The organism is Roseateles sp. P5_B10 (assembly GCF_056400485.1).
This window is the reverse complement of record NZ_JBFULE010000847.1, coordinates 1-2,212: the sequence shown is the minus strand read 5'-3', so window position 1 is coordinate 2,212 and position 2,212 is coordinate 1. Positions and strand designations below refer to the sequence as shown.

The 2,212-nt window shown below is 70.8% G+C and carries 2 protein-coding genes; one reads left to right on the top strand and one right to left on the bottom strand.

Translation table 11 applies throughout. The annotated features are described in order from the left end of the window. The coding region (locus AC1DU6_RS28390) for a hypothetical protein (RefSeq protein ID WP_477861217.1) at positions 1 to 318 on the bottom strand (318 nt) is incomplete at its 3' end. A 120-nt stretch (positions 319 to 438) separates the two neighbouring features. Between AC1DU6_RS28390 and AC1DU6_RS28385 the strand changes: the two genes are divergently transcribed. Next, on the top strand, positions 439 to 2,212 hold a 1,774-nt coding region (locus tag AC1DU6_RS28385; protein ID WP_477861216.1), incomplete at its 3' end, for an AfsR/SARP family transcriptional regulator.

Genomic DNA, 2,212 nt, shown 5'->3' with positions numbered 1-2,212 from the left:
GGTCGGCACCGTGGAGGGTGTCGACTTGACGGACAAGTGCATGTCCATCCCATTGACGAAAACATGGGCGCTGCCGCTCGAAGGGCTGCCGTAGTAGTCGGCAAACGAAGCCGTCAGGTCCGCGCCATTCGTCAGCGTGCACGACACGGAGTCGCCGMCCAGCGGCAGCAGGCCGGTGCACGTCGAGTGGTCGGAAACGAAGTTGATTTCGCGGGTGACCCCTGGGGCTAGCGGAAGCGCCCAAGTGGCGCTGCTGCAGGCTGTGGCCAGGCAGGCGACGGCCATGAAGCGCCGGGCCGGTGAAAGATCGTTGTGCATTGCAAGCTCCCGTTTGCGCCGCCGGCGGTGCGCAGGCTGCAGTTCGATGATGGAAGGCGCAGCCACCCTGCACCACCCACAGATGACCCACAGCACCTGGGCCTGCCCTAGCATTCGGCGATGAACCCATCGCAGCCTGAAGCGGCAGCCGCGCAGCGGTCGGGCGAGTTGCTGGACGTCTTGCGGGCGCTGTCGGTGCAGGCCCCTGGCGCGCTGGATAGCGCGGCGGCGTTGGCGCTGCGGGCTCAGGCCGACGGACAGGTGGCGCTCGCCGCGGGAGCAGCCGGTTTGGTGGTGCTGGTGGAGCACCTGCAGGCCTGCCTCTACCGCCACGCCATGGCCATGCTGGGCGTACTGACCGCAGTCGGCCCGGACGCAGCCGGCACCGGCATCGAAGGCCTGCTGGCCTGGGCCGGGGCCTCGATTGCCCATGACTACGGCGTGCTGCCCGCGTGGCCGCCCGCCAATGTGGCGCTGTTGATGGAGCGCGCCCGAGGTGCACCGAACGACGTCTCGCTGGCGCTGGCCTGCGCGCTGGGTGAGCTCTGCGAACGCCATGGCGAGGATGCGGAGTTCGAACTGCTGTTCGCGCAGGTCGCAACGGTTGAGAAGCGGCCCGATGCCTCACCCTTCTGGCGCGGCCATTGGGCCATCGTCGCGGCCTGGCATCTGTACGCCTTCGCCAAGGTCGACGAAGCGCGCGAGCGGCTGGTGCTGGCGCAGCAACTGGCAGCCGAACACTATCTACCGGGGTTGGCCGCCGTCGCGGCACTGCAGCGCGCACGCCTGGTGGAGTGCAGCAGCGACCCCACGGCGGCGCTGGCGCTGGCAGCCCAGGCCGCCGCCGCGGGCGATGCAGCCAGCACGCCGCTGTGGTGGGCCGACCAGGCCGATGTGCGCTGCCGCGTGGCCCTGCTTGAGGGCGACTTCCATGCGGCCCTGGGCCACGCGAGGCGTGCCCTGGGCCATTTGCAGATGAGTGGCGCCTGGCCCGGCTACCAGGTCACCTACCTCGTGCAGGAGGGCTATGCACTGATTGGCTGCGGCAATGCCGAGGATGCTGCAGCGCGCTTTCAAGGCTTGGGCGAGATGCAGCTGCCACGCTACCTGGCGGCGCGCCTGCGCTGCCTGGCAGACCTGACCGCACTGATCGCCATCGGCCAGCGCAATGGCTGGGGCGCCCTGCCAAACGCACCCCTGGCCCGCGCCATGCGCACGCTGCGCGAACTGGAGTGGCCCGGCGTGCTGCCGCTGCTGCCGCTGCATATCGGCGAGATCTTCTGCCAGRCCCTGGTTCAGGGCGCCGAGACGGACTGGGTGCGCTCGGCCATCCGCACGCGCCGGCTCGCCGCGCCGGCCGGGGCGCCCGAGGCCTGGCCCTGGTCGGTGAAGGTCCACGCCCTGGGTGGCTTTGAAATGTGCAACGACGCCGGCGCCGTGCGTTCAGCGGAAGGGCGCAAGGCCGCCAGCAAGCCGCTCGAACTGCTGCGCTATCTGGCTTGCCGCGGCACCGAGGCCGCCTCAACCGAGGCCGTGGCCCGCGAGCTGTGGCCCGGTGACGGCCGTGAGGGGCGGCAAAAGGCCTTCGAGGTCACCGTCGCGAGGCTGCGCCGCCTGCTGGCCCACGACGCCGCCTTGCTGGTGCAGGACCATGGCGTGCGCCTGAACGCGGACTGCGTCTGGGTCGACGTGCAGGCCCTGAACGACCGCCTGACTGAGCACGAGCACTCACCTGCTGGCAGCTCTGCCGCCGCCGGGGCCCTGGACGCCGCCCTCAAGCTCTACCGTGGCCCCTGCCTGACGCTCAGCGAGCAGACTTGGGCGCTGGCTGCGGCCGAGCGCTGGCGGGCCCGCCTCGCCGCGGCGCTGCTGCGTGAGGCACGCGACGCAAGCG